Genomic DNA, 640 nt, shown 5'->3' on the forward strand with positions numbered 1-640 from the left:
TCCTGCTATCCTTTTGACGGTGTGGTTAATCATGCAGTTACTCTTATTGGGTGGGACGACAATTACAAAAAAGAAAAATGACGGAGTCACTGCCAGCACCGCCAGCCTTAATCTCCCGGCCGGTTACTCTGTTGCCAATATTTTTACCGCAAAAGCCGGAAATGGAAGCTATGAAGAACTCGGTGAGATCGTAACCGCTTCCAAAAACGATTATGCATCCTACCAGATTCAGGTCTACACAGATCTGAAAAATCCATCCAATCCGGTCAGCGGAACACCTGCCTATGCAGAGCCTTTTGAATACACACAGGCACTCGCCGGAATTGATACCATCCCCCTTCCAGGACCGGTTCTGCTTGCCCCAGGTTCTCAGTATTCCGTTGTCATCACCGTGACCGGAAACCCGGTTTCCTACTATGTGGAAAAATCTCAAAATCTCGGCTGGATCACCGTTTCTGCCGACACCAGCCCGAACCAGAGCTTTTATTCCAGAAATGGATCTTCCTGGATCGATGTTGGGAAGCTTACAGATCCGTATTGCTTTTCGATTAAGGCGCATACGAAGACTGTAACTTTTGTTCCGACTGTTTCTCCGACACCAACCGTTACTGTAACTCCAACCGCTACTCCAAAACCGACC

Annotated in this window: 1 protein-coding gene; it reads left to right on the plus strand. The window is 48.1% G+C overall.

What is annotated here, in order from left to right:
• Positions 1–31: 31 nt before the first annotated feature.
• The coding region (locus WMO75_RS19700; protein WP_349078873.1) for a lectin like domain-containing protein at positions 32–640 on the plus strand (609 nt) is incomplete at its 3' end.

The sequence above is a fragment of the Blautia intestinihominis genome (assembly GCF_040096655.1).
GTDB classification, from domain to species: Bacteria; Bacillota; Clostridia; order Lachnospirales; family Lachnospiraceae; genus Blautia_A; species Blautia_A intestinihominis.